This window comes from Streptomyces sp. NPDC001970 (assembly GCF_053594115.1).
On the sequence record NZ_JBSFDW010000023.1, the window covers coordinates 88632 to 105178 of the forward strand.

Consider the following 16547-nt stretch of genomic DNA (forward strand, 5'->3'; position numbering starts at 1 on the left):
GCCGCCGGCATCCCTCCTCGAACAGCGCACGGGCTCACCGAGAACCGGAACCCTCGAACGCGTCGTCGGCCCGGTCGACTTCATCGACCGGCAGCACGGACGGCCGGGTCTGCAGGGCCCGCAGCAGCGGCCGTTCAACAAGGACGGGGAACCTCCGGTCGCACAGCCCGCCCTCCGACCGCGCGGCGTCGGTGGTCCCGGCGGCCTGCGCGGCCCGCCGGTGCAGCAGCTGCCGCGGGAAGTCCCCGTCGAACAGGGCTTGCGCGGCGTCGATCCCCTCATGGCGCCGGAGCCGGATGCGCGGCGCGCCCGGCATGTCGGCGAGTGCCCCCACAGCGAGGTCCCGCCCACACCCGCGTCGCCCCCGCAGAAGACCGGCCGGTGCAGCTTGAGTGCCGGACAGCAGGCGATGATCAGCCCTTCGTCCATGAGATACCCGACGTCCTCCAACCGCCTCCGCACCTCGTCCGGTCCCACCGTCACCGAGATACGGGTCATCAGCCCTCCCAGGGAGCCCGGGCAGGCAGTACCAGCCGATTTGTATTTGCGTATACGACTTTAGAGCTGCCGAGACACCCCCGCGACCGCGCCCGTCCGCGGCTGACCGGCTCCCCTGACTCGTCGCCAGAGGGTCCTCCACGGTCCTGACCCGGGCCGTCGGGGAGTGCCCGCCCCGCATCGTAGGGGCGCGTCGGCCCCGCGTCGCGAAGCGGTGGGCACGGTCCGCGCGGGATCGCGCGGCCCGGTTTCCCGCGTGGCGCGGCCTCGTGGTGCGACGATCTGCGGATGAGCGATGCCGATGCCGATGCCCCTTCCCTCGCCTCGGCCTGGTGGCCTGCGCGGCTGCACACGGAGCGGCTGGTGCTGCGACCGGTCGGCGAACAGGACCTTCCCGTGGCCGAGGTCCTGTGGCGGGACGAGAGGGTCCGGGCCTATCTCGGCGGACCCGTCAGCGAGGAGAGGATCGCGATCCGGCGGGCCTACCTGCCGGTCGCCGTGGGCGTGTTCGCGGTCGCCCTCCGGGAGACCGGGGCGATGATCGGACTGGTCACGGTCGACCCGCGGTCCTCACGGGGCGCCACGGAGGTGTCGTACCAGTTGCTGCCGGATTCCTGGGGCATGGGCCTGGGCCGCGAAGCGGTGGGAGCCGCGGTGGGCTGGGCACGGGAGAGCGTGCCGGGCTCCGGCCGGGTCGTGGCCGTGACCCGGACGGCGAACCGGGCGTCGTGCAGGCTGCTGGAGGCGATCGGTATGCGCTGCACCGACGTGCTCGTCGAGTACGGAGAACGCCAGGCCGTCTACCACACGGACCCGCCGCCTCCGCCCCTCGGCCGAGACGCGGTCCCGGTCGTCACCGGAGTGCTGCCGGGCGCCGCCTGAGCCGCTCGGTCGTCGATGCCGCCGCCTGAGCCGCGTTCATGGTCCGGCGCCTCCGCCGTCGTATCGCTCGCGAGCCGGGTCAACGGCCGGCAGGTACGGAGCGGAAACTCCTCGGCCGTGGTCAGCAGGGCGTCCCCCGCGAAGCGAGGCGCGGCCGGCCAACGCGCACCGGCCTCCGCCTCGCCGGCTCCGCAGACGTCCGTGACGACGACCGGGACGCATCCCGGGTCCGCCGCGTCGCGGACGGTGGGCTCCACACCGATCTCCAGGGCGACGCCGACGACGGCGACGGTGGTGATCCCGCAGTCGCGGAGCGCGATGTCGAACCAGGTGCCCTCGAAGGCCGACATGGTGATCTTGTCGATCACGGCCTCGCGGTCGGTGGGCCGAACTCGGGGACGAGCTGTGTCCGCGGAGCCCCGGCGGGAAGGACGAGACCACGTCCGCGGCCCGCTCGGCCCGCTTCCAGGCGCGCCACGTGCGCAGGTGGGAGGCGCCCATCAGCTCGACGGGGAGCGTGACCTGACGCAGGAAGTACGTGCGGACCCCGGCGGCGCGGGCGGCCTCGGCCACCTCGACGGCCCGGAGGACGACACGGTCGCGTTCGCCGATCCGGCCAGGGATGCCGATCTGTATGCCGTGGACCAGCAGCGCCGCACGCCGCGGATCGCACGCCTCTGCGAGCGAACGCGGAACACCAAGCCCATTCGCTCACCCACGGGCGTGACGCCACCCCCGCCCGCCCCGCCCCTGTCCGCACGCGGAACGACAGCCTCCCCTGGGAGCACGACCCTTTACCTGCCGTAGGCCCCCCATTCTGGACGTGTTCCTGTCAAGGCGCTGAACTGTCAGCCATGAGTGGACACCACGCTGACGAAGCGCACCGCCACCCTCACTCCCACCCTCACCCCCACCTCAACGCCCCCGGACCGAGCCGCCGTTCCCTGCTCGCCGGTGCGAGCGGCCTGCTGATCGCCGCCGCCGTCCCCGGCACCGCTCATGCGGCGGCGACCCGCACCGCATCGGGCCCCGCACCGGCACCCAGGGCCGGGGCCTCCCGCAACTCCCTGATCACCCAGGGCACTCAACTGGTTCACGCCGATCTGCACAACCACACGCTGATGTCGGACGGCGACGGCGACCCCGCGCTGGCGTTCGCGTCCATGCGCGACGCGGGGCTCGATGTCGCGGCGCTCACGGACCACACCACCCTCTTCGCGATCAACGGCCTCACCAAGAGCGAATGGGACCGCACCCGCCGGCTCGCCGACGCCGCGGACGACCCGGGCACGTACACGGCCATCCGCGGCTTCGAGTGGTCCCACCCGCTCATCGGCCACGCCAATGTGTGGTTCACGGACCAGTTCGTCGACCTGGGCGGGGCGGGGTCGATGAGCTCGCTCTACAACTGGCTCGGCAGCCGCGACGGCGTCGCCGGATTCAACCACCCGGGCCGTGAGGCCGGACGCTTCGACAACTTCGCGTACGTGCCCGCGGCGCGCGAGAAGATGGTCAGCGTCGAGATGTTCAACCGCGGGGACGACTATCTGTTCGACGGCTGGGCGGAGCGCCGGTCCTCGCACCTCAACGCCTGCCTCAACGCCGGCTGGCGCACCGGCATCACCGGTGTGAGCGATCACCACGGCGCCGAGTGGGGCCACCCCGAGGGCGTGGGGCGCGCCGGGCTGTGGGTCACCGAGAACACCCGGGCCGGCGTGCTCGAAGCCCTGCGCGCCCGGCGCTTCTTCGCGACCCGCTACTCGGGCCTGCGCCTCGACGCCACCGCGAACGGCGTCCGTATGGGCGGCACGCTGCCGGTCGCGGCCGGTGACGTCGCCTTCGCCGTGGACCTCGACCGCGGTCCCGACTGGGCGGGCAAGCCCCTCACCATCCAGGTGCTGCGCCCCGGCACCGATGCGGCGGACGTCGTCGACGTGATCGCGACGACGTCCGGGAGCCTTGTCGAGTTCACGGTCCCGCTCGACGTCGAGGACGGTTCATGGGTCGTGCTGCGCGTCTCCGACCCGTCGCAGCCGAACGGACAGCCGGGCCCTGCGGGCCACCCCTGCAACGACCTCGGCGTCGCCTACTCGAGCCCCTGGTGGCTCCAGCCCTAGTGTCCGGCGGCAGCGCTGCGGGCCCCGGCGGCGGCGCCCGGTGTCCCCTCATGACCCGAGGCTGTGGGCGACCGGGTGCAGCGGCTGGTAGAGCGGGAGTTCGGACCCGCTCGGCATCCGCACCGCCGCGAGCCGCCCCCAGCCCTGTTCGCTCACCGGCTGTGTGATCTCGACGCCGTGCTCGGTCAGCTTCGCGAGTACGGCGTCGAGGTCGTCGCACATCAGGTAGAACTCGGTCTGCGCCGGCCCCTCGGTCGGATGCACCGCGATCTCCGCCGGCGGCAGCTTGAAGATCAGCCAGCCGTGCCCTGCATCGACATGCGCAAATCCGAGCACGTCCCTGATGAAGGCCCGGTCGGCGTCGGCGTCCCGGCTGTAGAGGATGACGTGTGCGCCACTGAACACTGCCGCGCCGCCCTAGGTCAGACGGACGACATTGTCCGCCTGGGGACCTTTGGGGCCCTGGGTGACGTCGTACTCGACCTTGTCACCCTCGTCCAGCTGCTTGAAGCCGGTGCCCTGGATGGCGGAGAAATGGACGAACACGTCCGGGCCGCCGTCGTCCTGCTCGATGAAGCCGAAGCCTTTGTCCGCGTTGAACCACTTCACCTTGCCTGTTGCCATGTCGCCAGTGTTCACCACACGACCTCGGCGTCCGCGGCGTGACACGCGCTCATGCGGAGCGCCGGTCGTTCCGGACCAGGTACTCGTGCGGCCGTGAGGCCGTGGCGCGGGTCCGGCGGTCGTGCGCCGCGCGTCGACCGCGGCGCGCAGTGCCGCGGTACCGGCGGCTGTGAACCGGCCGTGCCGGGCCTGCTGATCCGCTTCACTGAGGACACAGCAGTTCGTCAGCCCGTCATGGCATCCCACGAGGACTTTCATGGACACCCAGCCGGACACCAAGCGGGAAACCCCGCTGGACACTCCGTCGAACACGCAGCCGGCCCCCCAGCCGGACACCCAGCCGGACCTCGGATCCGCGCACACACCGGGGACCCCTCCCGGCGGCGGTGACCCGGCGGCCGCCGGCCCGCCCGCGTGGCGCGTGCTGCTGGGCTACGTACGCCCGTACCGGCACTGGCTGTTGCTGGGCGGGCTGCTGAGTCTGGTCACCGGTGCGACCGGGCTGATCCTGCCGCTGGCCGCCAAGCAGCTGGTGGACAATCTGGGCGCGGACCGGCCGGTGACCGGCGCGCTGCTGCTGATGACCGTGCTGGTCGTCGCCAACGCAGGGATCGGGGCGCTCGGGGGGTTCGTGCTGCGGCGCACCGCCGAGTCGGTGGTGCTCACCGCCCGGCGGCGGCTCGTGTCCCATCTGCTGCGTCTGCGCATATCCGCCGTCGACCACGCCGAGCCCGGTGATCTGATGTCCCGGGTCACCTCCGACACGACGCTGTTGCGCGAGGTGACCACCGACTCCCTCGTGGGCGCGGTCACCGGAAGCCTCACGCTGGTCGCGACCGTGGCGATGATGGGCGTACTCGACCCGGTACTGCTGGCCGTCACGCTCGGCGTGCTCCTCTTCGCGGGTACCGTCATCGGGGTCCTCGTCCCCAGGATCAACCGGGCCAGCAGGCGCGCCCAGGAATCGGTCGGGCTGATGGGCGCCGCGCTGGAGCGGATGCTCGGTGCGCTGCGTACGGTCAAGGCGTCCGGGGCCGAGCACCGGGAGGAGGAGGCCATCCACCGGGCCGCCGCCGATTCCTGGCGGTCCAGCGTGCGCGCGGCCAAGTGGGCGGCGCTGGCCGGGAACACCGCGGGCCTGGCCTCGCAGATCGCGTTCCTCACGGTCCTCGCCGTCGGCGGCTCCCGGGTGGCGTCCGGGGCGATCGACGTGGGCACGCTCATCGCGTTCCTGATGTACGTCTTCTATCTGATGCCGCCCATCCAGCAACTCGTCGGCGCCGTCACCGAGTACCAGGTGGGCGCCGCGGCGGTCGGCCGCATCCAGGAGGCCGAGCGGCTGCCGACCGAACCGGTGAGCGGTCCCGCGGCGCTGCCGGCGTCCGGCTCCGAGCCCGCCCGACTGGCCTTCCGGGACGTGCACTTCCGGTACGCGCCGGACCTGCCGCCGGTGCACCAGGCGGTGAGTTTCACCGTCCCGCCGCGCGGGATGACCGCCTTCGTCGGCCCGTCGGGGGCGGGCAAGACGACGGTCTTCTCCCTCATCGAGCGGTTCTACGAGCCGACGTCCGGCACGATCCTCCTCGACGACCGGGACCTGCTGTCCTGGAAGATCCCGGAACTGCGGGCCGCGATCGGTTACGTCGAACAGGACGCTCCCGTGCTGTCCGGCTCCCTGCGCGACAACCTGCTGCTCGGCGCGCCGGATGCCACCGAGCACGACCTGGGGGAGGTCCTGCGCACCACCCGTCTCGACGGCCTCGTCGCCCGGCTCCCCAAGGGCCTCGACACCCTGGTCGGCCACCGCGGCACAAAACTGTCCGGAGGCGAGCGCCAGCGCGTCGCCATCGCCCGCGCTCTGCTTCGCCGTCCCCGTCTGCTCCTCCTCGACGAGGCCACCTCGCAGCTCGACGCGGTCAACGAGTCGGCGCTGCGGGACACCGTCGCCGAGGTCGCCCGCACGACGACCGTGCTCGTGGTCGCGCACCGCCTGTCCACGGTGACGCTGGCCGACCGGATCGTCGTCATGGACGGCGGTACGGTCCGGGCCATCGGCACCCACGCCGAACTGGTCGGCTCCGATCCGCTGTACGCCGAGCTCGCCACGACCCAGTTCCTGGCCGCCGCCGACGCCGCCACCGACGCCGGCACCGACGGTGCCGCTGCCGCCGCCGACGCCGCTGATGCCCACGGTTGAGACGTCCTGAGCGTGTGTCCCCAGGACCGGCATCGGCACGACGCCGGTCCTGGAGGGGTTGCCCTGCGTCAACTCGCCCTGCCTGGCGTGCCGTCGGAACACTTCGACGACCCGGTCGTCATCAGGGCCGGCCACTACGTGGCACCCCGGTCGCCGGGCTTCTCGGCGCAGATGCGGCCGGGCTCCATCGCCCGGTACACCGATCCGGACGGCGCCTTCTGGGCCGCCGACCTCGCGATGAGGACGGAGTTCCCGGCATGAGCGACCTCTCCGGACTCAGGGCCGTCGTCACGGGCGGGGCCTCGGGCATCGGCCTGGCCACGGCTCAGCTGCTCGGCGCCCGCGTGGCCGCCTCGACCTCAGGCCTGACGCCGTCGAGGAGCGGCTGACCACGCTCCGGGCGGACGTCTCCGACGACGCCTCCGTACGGGAGGCCGTCACGGCGGCGGCGCAGGCTCTCGACGGCATCGACATCCTGGTCGACAACGCCGGGATCGGTGCCGGCGGTCGACCGCCTGGACACCACCACCCATGACGGCGCCCCGGACACCGTCTACCGGCTGCGCCTGCGATCCCTCCGTACTCCCGCGGCGTCGGCGGAGTTCCGGTTCACGGTGCACGGTTCATCGCCGCCGGGCAGCGGCGAGGAAATCGAGAATGACGCTCGTCGCGTCCAGCGCGGTGCTGGTGCGGCCGAAACCCGCGGGCGGGGCGACGGATGAGCCGGGCCAGGTGTGGCCCGCACCGTGCACGACCAGGAGCTCGACAGCGGCTCCTCGGTGCCCGGGACTCCACACCGTGCGGTCGTAATCCGCCTCGCTCTCCTCGGCGGGTCCGCTCGCGCCGGCTGCGCCGGCGAACGCCTCGGCACTGGCGCGGGTCGACATGCTGGGGGTGACCGGCTCTTCGCCCGCGGCGGCCGGGCCGGGGCTGGGCAGGCCTGCGAGGGGGCGTACGGGATCGTCGGCGCCATGGATGATCAACACCGGGACCGGTCCCGAGGGCCTGACCGCCGCGGGTCCGGTGGGGAGTTGGCCCGCGACGGCGGCGGCTCCCGCCACAGGCCGGGGCGTTGGGCCGCCACCCGCAGTGCCATCGATCCTCCGTTGGAGAAGCCGACGACGTAGACCCGTTCGGGATCGGCCTGCCCGGTCCGCACCAGCTGGTCGACCAGGGCCTCGGTGAAGCGCACGTCGGCGTCGGGATCCGGCCGCTGTCCGGTGACGGCAGTACCGGCGCCCCATCCCCTGCGCAGCCCCTCGGGACAGGCGATGAGCATGTCGCGTGCCCCGGCCGCCTTGTCGAGGCCGCTCGTCTCGCGCATGCCGGAGGCGGTGGAACCGCGCCCGTGGAAGGCGATGACGAGCGGCTTGCGCCCGCCGCCGTTCGTGCCGGGCCGGTGCAGCAGATACTCCCGGGTGCCGCCGTCCACCCGGACCTGCTCCCGGGTGTCGGCGGCTGCGGGCGCCCGACTGCCGCCCTGTGAGCTGCCGGCCGGAGCCGGCGGGGAGGCCGGCCCGGTCGCCGTGGTGCAGCCGGCGGCGAGGGTGCTCCCGAGGGCCAGGGCGACGAGCCGGCCGGGCATGGTCGTGGCGCGGCGTGAGGGGGTGGAGCGCGAGGTCATGCCCTCGACATGATCAGCACGCCCGGCGGTGTGTCCAGCACCGCCGTCGATCCCGGATCGACCGATCTTCGACATCGTCGCTGCTCATGGAACTGGTAGGTGCATCCGGGGTGATGTGCGACTGTTGCGGAAGAGTGACTGTTCGGTCGGTCCGGGATCGTCTTCAGGGCAGCGGTCAGGCGTTGGGGTCGAACGGGATGCCGGCCGGCTTGGCCTCCGCGAGGTGGCTGTTGAAGCTGCCGTCCTTGAGACCGAAGTGGGCACTGCCGAAGTTGGCCTGGCTCAGCTTGTCGCGGAGACCCGCGGGGTAACCGTTCCAGCCGATCAGCTTGGGGAACTGCCAGCCGTGGTAGTGGTTCTCCGGCGGCTCGTCGTTGGAGTTCGCGGGGCGGAAGCAGTGCGTGCTCGCGCCGTCCTTGTGGTAGACGATCTTGGGGTGCGTCCCGTCCCACCGGATCTGGTCACGGCCGTAGATGTTGAAGTCGCCGTGGGCGGAGGTGGAGACGTACTGGGCCTGGTTGTTCTGCACCCACACCACGACGTGCTCCCAGTCGTGGCGGTGTCCGCCGAGGCTGATGCCGGGTATGGCCTGGTCCTTCTCGAAGTAGAGGCCGTAGATGATCGCGCACCAGCCGTTGTTGCACTTGTAGCGCGCGTATCCGTTGGTGTTGTCGAGGTCCCAGGAGTCGCGGCAGCTGCCGTTGAGGGCCCCGGTCGGGTTGAGGCCGGGGTTGATCGTCCCGTCGGGGCCGATGGCGGGAGTGGGGTAGCAGCCGTCCGTGTCGTAGTCGTAGGCCGGCTGGAAGGACTGCTCCAGTCCGTCCGCGTTGGCGGGCAGGGCCGGCGGCGGGGCGGCGAACGCGCTGCCCGGGAAGGCGACGACCAGCGCGACGGCGCTGCCGACGACGAGCGAGGCCTTGCGGATGCGGGAGCTTTTCTTCACTGCGTCCTCCTGATCGACGGCCGGCGTGGAGCGCCGTCATATTGGCATGCACAGCTCAGCCTGTCCGCACTCGTGTACACACCGACCGTCGACAGGTGTCGGAACGGTGAAAGGTCCACCAATACAAGGGGGTTGGCGAACGGGGCCGGGACGCCGGCCCGCGGTGCACCCGGACCTGCGGCAGCGCCGCGTCCGGTGCCACGGCGAAGGGCCCGACCCCACCGGGTCGGGCCCTTCGCCCGGAGCGCGCGAAGGTGCCCGGAGACGTCAGCCGGCCGCCCCGGCGGCCCGGTGGGCCGCGGTGAGCTCGGCCACCGCGCCCGTCAGGTCGCCCGTCAGGAACAGGTGGTCGGCCTCCGCGAAGGGCTTGGCCACCGCGGGCGTGATGCGCTGCCCGATCCTGTGCTGGGCGATCTCCCGCGCCTTGGTGGCGATGGCGCGGCCTGCCTCGGACGTGGCCCCGCCCGCCCTCTCGACGAGCGCGGCGGCGACCGCCAGGGCCCTGAGGGTGCGCTCGCCGCCGGCCGGGGCGGAGCCGAGCGTCGTGAGCCCCCAGCCGTACGGGAACTGCGGGTCGTACGCCGTGTCCCCGACGTTGATCGGGAGCTGGGCCTCCGACCTGGGCCAGGTGACCGGGAGTTGGCCGGTGAAGGCACGCTTCCCGTACAGCACGTCCGCGACGCCGTCGCCCTCGGTGCCGGGCAGCCACGAGGCGACCAGGGCGTCGATGTCGCCGAGGCGGTCGCCGATGAGCTGCGGACGGCCGGCCACCACGAGGACCGCGCACTTCATGGCGGCACAGACCTTGTCGACCGCGGCCTTGTCGGCGGCCGACAACTCCAGGTCGTGTCCGTTGCCGACGTCGCCGATGCCCTCCGCGTACGGGGTCTCGCCGACCACGACGACACCCACGTCATGGCCGTCCAGGGGCGCCGACGCGTCCTTCGAGTGCGTGACGGTGCCGGGCGCGGCCTTCTCCATCGCGGCCAGGATCGTCGTCCCCTCGGTGCTCCTCCCCGACGAGCCCTGCCAGCTGATCGTCCAGCCGCCCGCCTGGTTGCCCAGGTCGTCGGCGTTCGATCCCGCCACGTACACCTTCTGCGAGGGCTTCAGCGGCAGCAGACCGCCGTTGTTCTTCAGCAGCACCTGGGACTTGGCCGCCGCCTCCCTGGCCACCGCCCGGTGTTCGGCGGAGCCGACCTTCGCCGGACCCGAGGTGTCGGTGTACGGCTTCTCGAAGAGACCGAGCGTGAACTTCTGCTCCAGGATGCGGGACACCGCGTCGTCCACCCGGGCCTGCGGGATGCGGCCCGCCCCGACCTCCGCGACGAGTGTGCGGTGGAAGTCCTGGTACGCCGTCGGCACCATGATCATGTCGAGGCCCGCGTTGACCGACGTACGCACGTCGCTCGCGTAGTCGCCCGGGATCTGGTCGATGGCCTGCCAGTCGCTGATGACGAAGCCCTTGAAGCCCATGCGGTCCTTCAGGACACCGTTGATCAGCTCGGCGTTGGCGTGCATCTTCACCGGGCCCGCGTCGTCGCCGACGATGTCGACGGAGGAGTACGAGGGCATGACCGTGCCCACTCCGCGCTTCACCGCGTCCTTGAACGGGGCGAGGTGGACGGCCTCCAGCTCCTCGCGCGTGACCTTGGTGATGCCCTGGTCGATCGTGTAGGAGCCGGTGGTGGACGAGCCGAACTCGGTGCCGCCGTCACCGACGAAGTGCTTGGCCGTGGCCAGCACCTTGTCGTTGCGCTTCAGGTCCTTGCCGTTCGCGGCGCCCTGCATGCCGCGGATGACCGTCTCCATCGCGGTGACCAGTGCCGGGTCCTCGCCGTACGCCTCGTACGAGCGGCCCCAGCGCTCGTCGCGCGTCACGCACAGACAGGGCGCGAAGTCCCAGGGGATTCCGGTGGCGCGCACCTCGGCGGCGGTGACGGCGCCCGTCCGCTCGGCGAGCCGGGGGTCGCGGCCTGCCCCGATGCCGATGTTGTGGGGCATGATCGTGGCACCGACAACGTTGTTGTGGCCGTGGACGGCGTCCACCCCGTAGATCAGCGGGATCTGGAAGCGGGTCGCCTGCGCGCGCAGCTGGTACGCGTCGATCATCTTCGCCCAGGCCTCGGGGGCGTTGGGTGTCGGGACCGAACCGCCGCCGGAGAGCAGCGATCCGAGGTCGTACGCCGCGATGTCGCCCTGCGCCTTGAGCGCGTTGCGCTCGGCCTGGGTCATCTGCCCCGCCTTCTCGGCCAGGGTCATCCGGGAGAGGAGGTCGGCAACCCGCTTCTTCACGGGCAGCCGCGCGTCCAGATACGGCAGGCCGTGCGCGTCGATCACGACCTGCGGGTTCTCGGCGGGCGCCGTCGCCCCGGAGACCGTCAGCTTCAGCGGGACCGTCTCGGCGGACTCGGCCGAACCGTCCTTCAGGGTGGGCACGGTGACGGTGCGGGAGGTCCCGGAGGGCGTGCCCGCGGGGAAGGTGACCGTGCCGGTCACCGCCGTGTAGTCCTTGCCGGCGGTCGCGGTGCCGCCTTCGGTGGCGTACTCGACGGTCACCGGCTCCTCGATCGGGGCGGAGCCCGTGGTCGCGACGGTGATCCGGACATCGGCCGAGCCGCCCTCGCCGACCGGGTGCACGGCGGCGTCGGTGACGACCTTGGCGGTGAGCGCCGGGTCGGCCTTGCCGTACAGCTCGACGCCGTCGAGGGCGAACTCGCCCTGCTGCCCGACCGGGAGGGTGAGGGCGTAGCCCCAGATCTCGTTCAGGCCGAGCACCTGGTCGATGCCGCCGACCGGCTGGTAGTCGGTGCGGTACTCGAACTGCGAGAACGGGATCTCGACGAGATGCCAGCCCTCCCAGTCGTCGGTGAAGGACGTGGTCCAGAGCTCGGACGCCTCGCCGTTGGCGCCGCCGTCCTTGAGCTCGAAGTTGATCCGCTTGCCGGAGCCGGGCGGCAGGGGCGCGGTGTTCTGGCCGTACCACCAGAAGCGGATGCCCTGGTGGGCGGTCCAGTCGTGGGCGGGCTCGTCGAAGGCGAAGTCGTGGGTGAACCCGCCCCAGCCGCTGATGTCGTACGAGCCCTTGAGGACCTTGGCGCCCTCGGGGGCGTCCGGGCGCTCCTCGAAGGCCAGCCGGGGATGGTCGTCGGCGTCGCTGCCCCAGGTGAAGATGCCTTCGGCGGGCGGGTTGGCGAAGGGCACCTCGCCCTCGAAACGGTCGACCGCGACCGGGGGCGGTTCGTCCGCAGCGGCCGTGGCCGCCGAGGTGAGAGGGAGGAGTCCGGTGAGGACACATGCGGACACGAGCACGGCGGTTCGTGCGAACCGGGGTCTTGCTTGGTGCATGAGGCTTCCTCCGAGGACGACGCCGGCTTCATTTCACGGGGCGCGAGTCAACTGGCCTGGACCATTGCCGTCAAGACTTCACACCAAACACGTGACAGAGCCAATCACCCGAGGTTCGCGGGGAGTTGTTTGTTCAGCCTTTGAACACGTGGCCCGCCGAACGGTTCACCTTCCGTCGGTCCTCCGTATCCGCGCACCGGAACGACAGGCCCGCTCCCGGCCGTCCGCCGGCACCCCGATCCGGGGTCCTCGACCGCGTACGGCACCAAGGTGCTGCTGTCCTCGTCGACCGCGAGGGGCCGGCCGAGCGGTGACACCGCGCGCTGTGGGCAGTCGAGGCGTTGGCAGATGCGGCCGGCCGTGCCCATGGGAGCAGCGGCGTCGCAGTTGACGAGCCCGCGCTGCGCGAGACTCTGCCCCTGCGGGCCGCCGACCACGCGGCCTACCTCGCCTGGGCCACCGAGGCGTTCCGCCTCACCACGAGCGGCGTCCGACCGGACATCCAGATCCACACGCACATGTGCTACGCCGAGTTCGGCGACGTCATCCAGGCCGTCGACGACCTCGACGCCGACGTCATCAGCCTGGAGGCGGCCCGCTCCCACATACAGGTCGCCCGCGAACTCGCCGCCCACGGCTACCCGCGCGAGGCCGGCCCGGGCGTGTACGACATCCATTCCCCGCGCGTGCCGAGCGCCGAGGAGGCGGCCGCCCTGCTGCGCAAGGGGCTGCAGGCCATCCCGCCGGAGCGGATGTGGGTCAACCCCGACTGCGGCCTGAAGACGCGCGACTGGCCGGAGACCCGGGCGTCACTGGAGAACCTGGTCGCGGCAGCCCGGGCGGTGCGCGGGGAACTGCCCTCCTCCTGACCGCTCGCGCAGGCCCGGCCGCTCCTCGGGAAGGGGCGGCCGGGTCCGTGTCGTGCGCGGGCGCTCCTGCGGCTCGTCGTCGCATCCGTTCGACGACATCCGGGTCGGTGCCGAGGCCGGCGCGGCATCGCGGCATCGCGGCATCTCGGCATCGCGGCATCGCGGCATCGCGGCATCGCGGCATCGCGGCGAGCTCCTCTTCCGCGGCAGCGGCCCCGGCGTAGTGGCGCTCCGTCCCGGCGGACGAGTGCGGGCAGGCGCGCCCGGCGCCTCACACCCGGCAGGAGCCCTTGCGACGGGACCCGACCGCGGGACCCGTGACGATGCCGGGGCTCTCGGCGGGCACCGCCCGGGTGTGGAGCCGCGGTGACCGTGCTCGGGCTGCGCCGGGTGCCGGCGGCGACCGCGCTGCCGGGTTCGGCCGTTCTGGTCGGGATCACCGCGACCGCCCGTCGAATCCTCAACTCACCAGCCCGCACCGCGCGGCCGTGCCCCATGATGGGGCAGCCATGTCGTGGACCAGCAGCAGGAGTGCCGCGCGCCGCACCGGTCGGGAACCGGTGACCGGCGTGGCGGTCGCTGCTGTGCGCGCGGCGACCTTCAGCGCGACGAGCACCGCACTTGCCGTCACCGGCCATCACCTGGCCTCCGGGCGTCCCGCGTCGTGGCGGGCCGCCCTGCTCGCCGGTCTGCTGCTCGTCCTGCTCGTTCTGCCGGCCGTACGCTCGCCACGGTCGCTGACCACCGTGACGGCGGCGACCGCAGCAGCGCAGTACCTCCTGCACCTGTGGCTCGCAGGGGTGCAGGCGCACCGGCCTCACCCTTCGCATCAGTCGCCCGGCCACAGCGGGTCGCACGAGACCTGGCACGCCGGCCACCACGGTGCCGCCATGACCGCCGCCCATCTTGCGGCGGCGGTGCTGGTGGCCTGGCTCATGCAGCGTGCGGACGCCGCATGCCGCTCCGCCGGACAGCGCATCGGTGACACGGTTGCCGGGCTCGTCGGCCGTCTCGTGCCCGCACGGCCGCCACAGGCCGTGACGCACATGCCCCGACCGGTCCGGGTGCGGGCTCCGGTGTGCTCACCCGCCTCCCTGGTGCTGGCGCACTCGGTCGTTCGTCGCGGGCCGCCGGTGGGGACCGCTCTCGCCCACTGACCTCGGGGCACGTTCCGGCGTGCCCGCACACCGCCCACCACTTCGGGAGCCACCCGTGCCTCGCATCACGCCGACGCGTACCGCGCGCCGTCTGTCCCTGCTCACCGGCGCCGCCCTCGCGGCCTCCTTCGCCCTCGCCGCCCCGACCGCGGCACACGTGGAGGTCGAGGCCGAGGGCGCCGCCGCCCTCGCCGAGAACGTCACCCTGAACTTCACCGCCGAGTCGGAGTCCGACAGCGCCGGCATCACCAAGCTGGAGGTGATCCTCCCCGAGGGCCTCGCCCCGGCCGACATCGCGTACAAGGCAGGCCCGACCGGCTGGAAGCTCGCCGCCACGGCCCGCGGTTACGCCGTCTCCGGCCCGGCGGTCGCCACCGGCGACGACGCAGCCTACTCCGTGATCGTCCGACAGCTGCCCGATACCAGGACGCTGGCCTTCAAGACCCTGCAGTCCTACGCGGACGGCCGCGTCGACCGCTGGATCGAACTGGAGGAGGCGGGCGGGCACGGGGACGGACACGGGCACGGGCACGGCAACTCCGCGCCGACCCTCGCCCTGAAGCCCGCGGCCCCCGGGGCCGAGACGGTCGCCGCCGGCCCGAGCACCGCGCCCACGACCGCGGCGCCCACCACCCCGGCACCGAGCACGCCCGCCGGGCAGGACGGCAAGCCCGCTGACGGCGCGGCCGAGCAGACGGCGGCGGAGCAGGAGAAGGACAGTGGATCCTCGCCCGCCGCCGCGATCGTCATCGGTGTGCTCGCGCTCGCGGCCCTCGCCGGTGGTGCCTGGTGGTGGAGGCGCCGAGGCTCTGCCGGCCGCGTCTGAAGCCGACACGCCCGCCGGGCGCCGGGCTCGCCCGGCGCCCGGCGCAGGATCCGGAGGGGACGCCCTGTTCCCCGGTCACTTGATCAGGAGGGCCGGCAGCGTGGCCGCGTGCATCACGTACTCCAACGGCCCCCGCCGGAAGAACCGGGTCCGGACGAGAGCGAAGAGCATGACCGCCACGGCGAAGCAGAGGAAGACCGGCAGGGCGGCGGACTCCGGCATGTCGACGTCGCCCAGGGCCCCGATGGCGAGGATGTGGGCGACGTACGCGGTCAGGGCGATCGATCCGACCGCGACGACCGGCGTGGCCGCCCACCGGAACCGCGGCGACCGTTCCATGGCGACGAGGCAGCCGGCCAGCACTGCCAGGGCGACGCCGGTGTTGCCGAGGACGGACCAGGTCGTCTGGCTGTGCGGCGAAGCCACCAGCAGCCAGGCGGGAATTCCTGCGGTGGGGTCCTCGCCCACGGCGTCGGACCACCAGGCCGATGCCGCCGCCCCGGTGCCCGAGGCCTCTCTCACCCCGTTCAGCGCACCGGGGACGAGGTGCAGGGCCAGCCAGGAGCCTCCGTAGCCGATCACGGCCAGCGCACCGCCGAGCAGGCCCACTCTGCCCACGCGGCCGGGCCGGCCGAGGTCCAGTCTCGCCACCGCCATTCCGGCGACGATGAACGGAAGCCAGGTCGGTACCGGGTACGCCCCCGTGATGAACAGTTCGACGAGCCCGTCCGAATCAGTGATCCACGCCGGCGGATCGTGGCCGATGACGGCGTCGCCCCGGCTTCTGTCCTCGACCGCCACCCGCAGCAGGTACAGGACCTGGGGCATGACGAGCGCGGTCGCCGCGGCAATGGCGGCCAAGGAGGCGGCTCGCAGCCGGTACAGCGGAAGGGCGAGGACGAAGAGGACCCCGTAGCAGGGGAGGATCACGTCCACGTCGGTGTCCAGGGCGATCAGGGCGTAGCCCAGGGCGATCAGGAGCACCGAGCGGATCAGCACCCGCCCCACGGCCTGCCGCCCCGCCCGTCCCGTCCGAGGCTGCGGCCTGCCGGTCAGAATCACCAGGGTGAACCCGGCCAGCACCGCGAACAGGGCGGCGGACCGGCCACGCGCCACCTCCATCACCCAGCCCAGCGCACCGCCCACCGACGGCTCGGGGCCGACATGCGCCGCGAACATCCCCAGGATCGCCAGGCCGCGCGCCAGATCGAGGCCGATCAGCCGTCCCGTCGACGACGTGTACGGCCGGCGGCCCGGCCCGGCGGATCTCGACGCCTCCGGCGGCACAGGGGGTGATGCGCAACGCGTCATGTGCTCCAGGGTTGGCGAATTTGCCGGCTTCAACCATCCGACAGGTGTCCGGAGCCACCCCCGCCGACTGACCGGCGCACCCCGAATCTGAGCCGCGCTCCCCGAGAGCACCCTGGTGGGTGGCGCAGCCGGCGAAGCCGGAGATGGCCCC

The 16547-nt window shown here is 72.5% G+C and carries 16 protein-coding genes and 3 pseudogenes; 9 read left to right on the plus strand and 10 right to left on the minus strand.

Annotation, left to right across the window (positions count from 1 at the left end; translation table 11 throughout):
* Positions 1 to 34: 34 nt before the first annotated feature.
* Positions 35 to 334, minus strand: coding sequence for a hypothetical protein (locus tag ACWCP0_RS25825; RefSeq protein WP_451081166.1), 300 nt, complete (start codon positions 332 to 334; stop codon positions 35 to 37).
* A 452-nt stretch (positions 335 to 786) separates the two neighbouring features.
* Here ACWCP0_RS25825 and ACWCP0_RS25830 point away from each other — a divergent pair, with 452 nt between their 5' ends.
* On the plus strand, positions 787 to 1380 hold the full coding sequence (locus ACWCP0_RS25830) for a GNAT family N-acetyltransferase (protein WP_451081167.1): 594 nt from the start codon (positions 787 to 789) through the stop codon (positions 1378 to 1380).
* Here ACWCP0_RS25830 and ACWCP0_RS25835 read toward each other — a convergent pair.
* Positions 1299 to 1769, minus strand: a pseudogene (locus ACWCP0_RS25835) (isochorismatase family protein); the annotation flags it as partial. The gene ACWCP0_RS25830 and the pseudogene ACWCP0_RS25835 sit on opposite strands and share 82 nt — an antisense overlap.
* A gap of 97 nt (positions 1770 to 1866) precedes the next feature.
* On the opposite strand from ACWCP0_RS25835, the gene ACWCP0_RS25840 reads away from it, so the two are divergent.
* Both ACWCP0_RS25840 and ACWCP0_RS25845 read left to right on the plus strand, forming a co-directional pair.
* Complete coding sequence (locus tag ACWCP0_RS25840) at positions 1867 to 2187, plus strand: hypothetical protein (RefSeq protein ID WP_451081168.1); 321 nt, start codon at positions 1867 to 1869, stop codon at positions 2185 to 2187.
* 47 nt (positions 2188 to 2234) lie between these two features.
* Positions 2235 to 3497 carry a CehA/McbA family metallohydrolase gene (locus ACWCP0_RS25845; RefSeq protein WP_451081169.1) on the plus strand — a complete coding sequence of 421 codons (1263 nt, stop codon included), beginning with the start codon at positions 2235 to 2237 and terminating at the stop codon, positions 3495 to 3497.
* Between the two features lie 48 nt (positions 3498 to 3545).
* On the opposite strand, the gene ACWCP0_RS25850 is transcribed toward ACWCP0_RS25845, so the two are convergent.
* Both ACWCP0_RS25850 and ACWCP0_RS25855 read right to left on the minus strand, forming a co-directional pair.
* Complete coding sequence (locus ACWCP0_RS25850) at positions 3546 to 3902, minus strand: VOC family protein (protein ID WP_451081170.1); 357 nt, start codon at positions 3900 to 3902, stop codon at positions 3546 to 3548.
* Between the two features lie 12 nt (positions 3903 to 3914).
* Positions 3915 to 4121: a cold-shock protein gene (locus ACWCP0_RS25855; protein ID WP_451081171.1), complete on the minus strand. Its 207-nt coding sequence runs from the start codon at positions 4119 to 4121 to the stop codon at positions 3915 to 3917.
* A 256-nt stretch (positions 4122 to 4377) separates the two neighbouring features.
* On the opposite strand from ACWCP0_RS25855, the gene ACWCP0_RS25860 reads away from it, so the two are divergent.
* From ACWCP0_RS25860 to ACWCP0_RS25870, 3 genes and pseudogenes are all read left to right on the plus strand, one after another.
* Positions 4378 to 6318 (plus strand): ABC transporter ATP-binding protein, encoded by a 1941-nt coding sequence (locus ACWCP0_RS25860; RefSeq protein WP_451081172.1) that lies wholly within the window; start codon positions 4378 to 4380, stop codon positions 6316 to 6318.
* A 96-nt stretch (positions 6319 to 6414) separates the two neighbouring features.
* A pseudogene (locus ACWCP0_RS25865) lies at positions 6415 to 6579 on the plus strand (fuconate dehydratase); the annotation flags it as partial.
* Positions 6576 to 6826: pseudogene (locus ACWCP0_RS25870) on the plus strand (SDR family NAD(P)-dependent oxidoreductase); the annotation flags it as partial. The pseudogenes ACWCP0_RS25865 and ACWCP0_RS25870, both read left to right, overlap by 4 nt.
* A 115-nt stretch (positions 6827 to 6941) precedes the next feature.
* Here the strand turns inward: ACWCP0_RS25870 and ACWCP0_RS25875 are convergent.
* The 5 genes from ACWCP0_RS25875 to ACWCP0_RS25895 all read right to left on the minus strand — a co-directional run bounded on the left by ACWCP0_RS25875 (position 6942) and on the right by ACWCP0_RS25895 (position 12601).
* The gene (locus ACWCP0_RS25875) at positions 6942 to 7304 is read right to left on the minus strand and encodes a hypothetical protein (RefSeq protein ID WP_451081173.1); all 363 of its coding nucleotides are present in this window, start codon (positions 7302 to 7304) and stop codon (positions 6942 to 6944) included.
* On the minus strand, positions 7298 to 7942 hold the full coding sequence (locus tag ACWCP0_RS25880) for an alpha/beta hydrolase family esterase (protein ID WP_451081174.1): 645 nt from the start codon (positions 7940 to 7942) through the stop codon (positions 7298 to 7300). Before ACWCP0_RS25880 ends, ACWCP0_RS25875 begins: the two co-directional genes overlap by 7 nt.
* A gap of 175 nt (positions 7943 to 8117) precedes the next feature.
* A complete protein-coding gene (locus ACWCP0_RS25885) occupies positions 8118 to 8885 on the minus strand; it encodes an NPP1 family protein (protein ID WP_451081175.1) in 768 nt (255 codons plus the stop codon).
* A 267-nt stretch (positions 8886 to 9152) separates the two neighbouring features.
* Positions 9153 to 12233, minus strand: coding sequence for a glycoside hydrolase family 3 protein (locus ACWCP0_RS25890; RefSeq protein WP_451081176.1), 3081 nt, complete (start codon positions 12231 to 12233; stop codon positions 9153 to 9155).
* Between the two features lie 104 nt (positions 12234 to 12337).
* The gene (locus tag ACWCP0_RS25895) at positions 12338 to 12601 is read right to left on the minus strand and encodes a short-chain fatty acyl-CoA regulator family protein (RefSeq protein ID WP_451081177.1); all 264 of its coding nucleotides are present in this window, start codon (positions 12599 to 12601) and stop codon (positions 12338 to 12340) included.
* On the opposite strand from ACWCP0_RS25895, the gene ACWCP0_RS25900 reads away from it, so the two are divergent.
* The 3 genes from ACWCP0_RS25900 to ACWCP0_RS25910 all read left to right on the plus strand — a co-directional run bounded on the left by ACWCP0_RS25900 (position 12575) and on the right by ACWCP0_RS25910 (position 15085).
* Positions 12575 to 13102, plus strand: a complete 528-nt coding sequence (locus tag ACWCP0_RS25900) for a hypothetical protein (RefSeq protein WP_451081178.1) — start codon at positions 12575 to 12577, stop codon at positions 13100 to 13102. The two genes, ACWCP0_RS25895 and ACWCP0_RS25900, sit on opposite strands and share 27 nt — an antisense overlap.
* A gap of 509 nt (positions 13103 to 13611) precedes the next feature.
* A complete protein-coding gene (locus ACWCP0_RS25905; RefSeq protein ID WP_451081179.1) occupies positions 13612 to 14259 on the plus strand; it encodes a hypothetical protein in 648 nt (215 codons plus the stop codon).
* 55 nt (positions 14260 to 14314) lie between these two features.
* Positions 14315 to 15085: a DUF1775 domain-containing protein gene (locus ACWCP0_RS25910; protein ID WP_451081180.1), complete on the plus strand. Its 771-nt coding sequence runs from the start codon at positions 14315 to 14317 to the stop codon at positions 15083 to 15085.
* A 75-nt stretch (positions 15086 to 15160) separates the two neighbouring features.
* Here ACWCP0_RS25910 and ACWCP0_RS25915 read toward each other — a convergent pair whose 3' ends face one another.
* Positions 15161 to 16396 carry an acyltransferase family protein gene (locus ACWCP0_RS25915; protein ID WP_451081181.1) on the minus strand — a complete coding sequence of 412 codons (1236 nt, stop codon included), beginning with the start codon at positions 16394 to 16396 and terminating at the stop codon, positions 15161 to 15163.
* Positions 16397 to 16547: the final 151 nt, after the last annotated feature.

Coding starts and splice junctions, on each gene's coding strand:
- ACWCP0_RS25880 (WP_451081174.1), bottom strand. CDS start 7,942: ATGACCTCGCGCTCCACCCCCTCACGCCGCGCCACGACCATGCCCGGC.
- ACWCP0_RS25905 (WP_451081179.1), top strand. CDS start 13,612: ATGTCGTGGACCAGCAGCAGGAGTGCCGCGCGCCGCACCGGTCGGGAA.
- ACWCP0_RS25890 (WP_451081176.1), bottom strand. CDS start 12,233: ATGCACCAAGCAAGACCCCGGTTCGCACGAACCGCCGTGCTCGTGTCC.
- ACWCP0_RS25830 (WP_451081167.1), top strand. CDS start 787: ATGAGCGATGCCGATGCCGATGCCCCTTCCCTCGCCTCGGCCTGGTGG.
- ACWCP0_RS25860 (WP_451081172.1), top strand. CDS start 4,378: ATGGACACCCAGCCGGACACCAAGCGGGAAACCCCGCTGGACACTCCG.
- ACWCP0_RS25855 (WP_451081171.1), bottom strand. CDS start 4,121: ATGGCAACAGGCAAGGTGAAGTGGTTCAACGCGGACAAAGGCTTCGGC.
- ACWCP0_RS25845 (WP_451081169.1), top strand. CDS start 2,235: ATGAGTGGACACCACGCTGACGAAGCGCACCGCCACCCTCACTCCCAC.
- ACWCP0_RS25895 (WP_451081177.1), bottom strand. CDS start 12,601: ATGGGCACGGCCGGCCGCATCTGCCAACGCCTCGACTGCCCACAGCGC.
- ACWCP0_RS25915 (WP_451081181.1), bottom strand. CDS start 16,396: ATGACGCGTTGCGCATCACCCCCTGTGCCGCCGGAGGCGTCGAGATCC.